At 65.1% G+C, this 3,822-nt stretch carries 4 protein-coding genes; 1 reads left to right on the forward strand and 3 read right to left on the reverse strand.

Annotated features, from left to right (window positions below; all coding sequences use genetic code 11):
* Positions 1 to 7: 7 nt before the first annotated feature.
* Positions 8 to 1,729 (reverse strand): cytochrome c oxidase subunit I, encoded by a 1,722-nt coding sequence (gene ctaD, locus VML93_RS24680; protein WP_325614900.1) that lies wholly within the window; start codon positions 1,727 to 1,729, stop codon positions 8 to 10.
* Positions 1,730 to 1,913: 184 nt separating this feature from the next.
* Between ctaD and VML93_RS24685 the strand changes: the two genes are divergently transcribed.
* Positions 1,914 to 3,002: an iron-siderophore ABC transporter substrate-binding protein gene (locus tag VML93_RS24685; protein WP_325614903.1), complete on the forward strand. Its 1,089-nt coding sequence runs from the start codon at positions 1,914 to 1,916 to the stop codon at positions 3,000 to 3,002.
* A 109-nt stretch (positions 3,003 to 3,111) separates the two neighbouring features.
* On the opposite strand, the gene VML93_RS24690 is transcribed toward VML93_RS24685, so the two are convergent.
* Positions 3,112 to 3,411, reverse strand: a complete 300-nt coding sequence (locus VML93_RS24690) for a type II toxin-antitoxin system PemK/MazF family toxin (protein ID WP_414686436.1) — start codon at positions 3,409 to 3,411, stop codon at positions 3,112 to 3,114.
* Positions 3,412 to 3,419: 8 nt separating this feature from the next.
* Positions 3,420 to 3,725: a hypothetical protein gene (locus VML93_RS24695; protein ID WP_325614902.1), complete on the reverse strand. Its 306-nt coding sequence runs from the start codon at positions 3,723 to 3,725 to the stop codon at positions 3,420 to 3,422.
* Positions 3,726 to 3,822: the final 97 nt, after the last annotated feature.

Here is a 3,822-nt window from a genome sequence, read left to right on the forward strand (position 1 = left end):
AACCGCATCAGCTCGCGGATACCTTCTCGCGCTTGCCGTGGCCGCGCCCGACGTGCGATTCGGCGCGCATTCGTTCCACCATGTGCGGGTAGTGCAGTTCGAACGCCGGACGCTCGGAACGGATCCGGGGCAGCTCGGTGAAGTTGTGCCGCGGCGGCGGGCAGCTTGTCGCCCACTCCAGCGAATTGCCGTATCCCCACGGGTCGTCGACGGTGACCACCTCGCCGTAGCGCCAGCTCTTGAAGACGTTCCACACGAACGGAAGCATCGACGCGCCCAGGATGAACGCCCCGATGGTCGAGACGACGTTGAGCGTCGTGAAGCCGTCGGTGGGCAGGTAGTCCGCATAGCGGCGCGGCATACCCATGTCGCCCAGCCAGTGCTGCACCAAAAATGTTGTGTGGAAACCGATGAACGTCAACCAGAAGTGCAGCTTGCCCAGCCGCTCGTCGAGCAGCCGACCGGTCATCTTGGGGAACCAGAAGTAGAGGCCGGCGAAGGTGGCGAACACGATGGTGCCGAACAGCACGTAGTGGAAGTGCGCGACCACGAAATAGCTGTCCGTCACGTGGAAGTCCAGCGGCGGGCTGGCCAGCAGCACACCGGTCAGACCGCCCAATAGGAACGTGACCAGGAAGCCGATCGAGAACAGCATCGGCGTCTCGAATGTCAACTGGCCCTTCCACATAGTGCCGATCCAGTTGAAGAACTTGATCCCGGTGGGCACCGCGATCAGATACGTCATGAAGGAGAAAAAGGGAAGGAGTACGGCGCCGGTGGCGAACATGTGGTGCGCCCACACCGCGACGGACAAAGCCGCGATCGACAGCGTCGCATAGACCAGCGTGGTGTAGCCGAAGATGGGCTTGCGGGAGAACACCGGGAAGACCTCGGACACGATCCCGAAGAACGGCAGCGCGATGATGTACACCTCGGGGTGGCCGAAGAACCAGAACAGGTGCTGCCACAACAGAACTCCGCCGTTGGCCGGGTCGTAGACGTGAGCCCCGAGGTGGCGGTCGGCGGCCAGCCCGAACAGCGCCGCGGTCAGCAGCGGGAACGCGATCAGCACCAGGATCGACGTCACCAGGATGTTCCAGGTGAAGATCGGCATCCGGAACATCGTCATGCCGGGGGCGCGCATGCAGACCACGGTGGTGATCATGTTGACGCCGCCCAGGATGGTGCCCAGACCCGCGACGATCAGACCCATGATCCACAGGTCGCCGCCGGCACCGGGCGAGTGGATCGCATCGGTCAGCGGGGTGTAGGCGGTCCAGCCGAAGTCGGCCGCCCCGCCCGGCGTGATGAAGCCGGCCGCCCCCATCAGCGCGCCGAACAGGAACAACCAGAACGAGAAGGCGTTCAGCCGCGGGAAGGCCACATCGGGCGCGCCGATCTGCAGCGGCAGCACCAGGTTGGCGAAGCCGAACACGATCGGGGTGGCATAGAACAGCAGCATGATCGTGCCGTGCATGGTGAACAGCTGATTGAACTGCTCATTCGACAGGAACTGCAGCCCGGGCAGGGCCAGCTCGGTGCGCATCAACAGCGCCAGCAGCCCGCCGATGAAGAAGAACATCATGCAGGCGACGCAGTACATGATGCCGATCAGCTTGTGATCGGTGGTGGTGACCAGCTTGTAGACGAGGTTCCCTTTGGGACCCATCCGCGCCCGGAACGGACGAACGGCCTCGAGTTCTCCCAAGGGGGGCGCTTCGGCTGTCAACAGCTCCTCCAAACATCCAGCATCGGACCCGGGCTCAGAAACCAAGTGATGTGGAGAATCTTAGCCCCCGATCAGGTCAGGGGAAGGTCTGAGTCCTACAAACTGTCGTAATTGCTTCACCTCGTTTCGGCAGAGGGGTCCGAGCTGCGCGGATGTTACCGTCGAACCCGTGCTTTTCGGCGGGATGCGACTCACTGTGGCCGCAGCCTCGCTGGCAGCGGCATTGGTCTTTATGGTGCTGACATGCAGCGCCTGCGGATCAGACCAGCCTCCCAAAGCGAAGCGATCTGTGCCCACCCCCACCACGCAGATCGCGGGGGCCGGGGTGCTGGGAAACGGTCGCAACGCGGACGACTCCTGCGCGAAGGATGCCGCCGGGCCCGACCCGGGGCCGCCGACCCGGACGGCACACAACGCCGCGGGCGTCACTCCGGACGTGGTCCAGGTGCCGACGGAGCCGCGGCGCATCGTGGTGCTCTCCGGTGACCAGCTCGACGGCCTGTGCGCGCTGGGCCTGCAGTCCCGGGTGGTCGGCGCCGCCTTGCCCGACGGCTCCTCCAGCCAGCCCTCCTACCTGGGCAACACGGTGCACGGGCTGCCCGGTGTGGGCACCCGCAGCTCTCCGGACCTGAACGCCATCGCGGCCGCTCACCCGGATCTGATCCTGGGCTCGGTGGCCGTGACGCCCAAGTCGTATCCGCAGCTCGCCGCGATCGCCCCGACGGTGTTCACCGGCGCACCGGGCGCGGCCTGGCAGGACGGCCTGCGTGCCATCGGGGCCGCGGTGGCCCGCAGCGCCGCGGTGGAAGGGCTGCTCAGCGAGTTCGCCCAGCGGGCCGCCGAGATGGGCGCCAAGCGTGACGCGACGCACTTCCAGGCGTCCGTCGTCCAGCTGACCGACAAGACCATGCGGGTTTACGGGGCTAACAACTTCCCGGCCAGCGTGCTGAGCGCCGTCGGGGTGGACCGGCCGATGTCGCAACGGTTTACCGACAAGCCCTATATCGAGTTCGGCACCACCGACGCCGACCTGGCGCGCAACCCAGACTTGAGGGCGGCTGACGCCGACATCATCTATGTGTCCTGTACGTCACCGGCCGTCGCCGAAGGCGCCCCTCGCATCCTGGACAGCGACCCGTGGCGGCGGCTGTCCGCCAACCGCGACAACCGGGTCTTCATCGTCAACGACGAAATATGGCAGTCCGGCGAGGGTCTGGTCGCAGCCCGCGGGATCGTCGACGACCTGCGTTGGATCAACGCGCCGATCAATTAAGGGCGGAGCCTACGCCGCACTGACACTGTGTCCACGGCGCAAAAGTGCGTTGCGCTCTCAGCGCAGAATCAACGACATAAACCTGCGCACACCCGCGGCGGCGTCACTGTCAAGGGAGTGCTATCCGAAGAGCTTTGCTGATTTCCTGCATTGTCGACGAGGTCAGCGCGCCGACCCACTCGGTGAGTTCATCGTGGTAGAGCTGCACGAGGTCATCCACCAGCACAAAGCCGACGAGTGGGTCGGCGCTGGTCAGCGCCACGACCGTGGGTACGCGAGCATTCTTGGACGTTGTCGTGATTCGAGCCGCCAATACGGTGTCAAGGTTCCTATTCCGCGAGTTGTTACTGAGAATCACCCAGGGCTTCGCACCGTGGCCAAGGTCCACGCGGTACGCCTGGCCCCGCATCCCGCGATTCACAAATGGCCCTCGGTCCGGCGCGCGTAGCGGTCCCGTGCCGTCCGCCGCTCGACATGAGCGGGCTCGCTGTTGAACTCCTCGGCGAGTTGGGCGTAGCCGGCGTCGAGGACTGCTTCGCGCAGCGCCTCGGCCCCGGCCTGGAGCAACGCGCGTAGCGCACTGGCCTCGGATTTGATGTCGCCCTCGCCGCGTTGACTCGCCCACCGACGCAGCACTTCGAACGACGGCGACCCCTCGCTGAGGTAGGGCGCGATCGTCGCCTCGTCGGAGTCTTTGAGAATCAAACTGACTCGCTTGCTCATGCGTCTCATCGTACACCACTATCCAGCGCGTAAATGAGTGCATAATATGGCGCACATGCGGTCGGCACACCCACGGCGTCAGCTAGCAGGTTTTGCC

It is taken from the genome of Mycobacterium sp. (genome assembly GCF_035499775.1).
Classification (GTDB): domain Bacteria; phylum Actinomycetota; class Actinomycetes; order Mycobacteriales; family Mycobacteriaceae; genus Mycobacterium.

Excerpts from the sequence above, each read along its gene's own strand:
- VML93_RS24685 (WP_325614903.1), top strand. The coding sequence starts at position 1,914 with ATGCGACTCACTGTGGCCGCAGCCTCGCTGGCAGCGGCATTGGTCTTT.
- VML93_RS24690 (WP_414686436.1), bottom strand. The coding sequence starts at position 3,411 with ATGCGGGGCCAGGCGTACCGCGTGGACCTTGGCCACGGTGCGAAGCCC.
- VML93_RS24695 (WP_325614902.1), bottom strand. The coding sequence starts at position 3,725 with ATGAGCAAGCGAGTCAGTTTGATTCTCAAAGACTCCGACGAGGCGACG.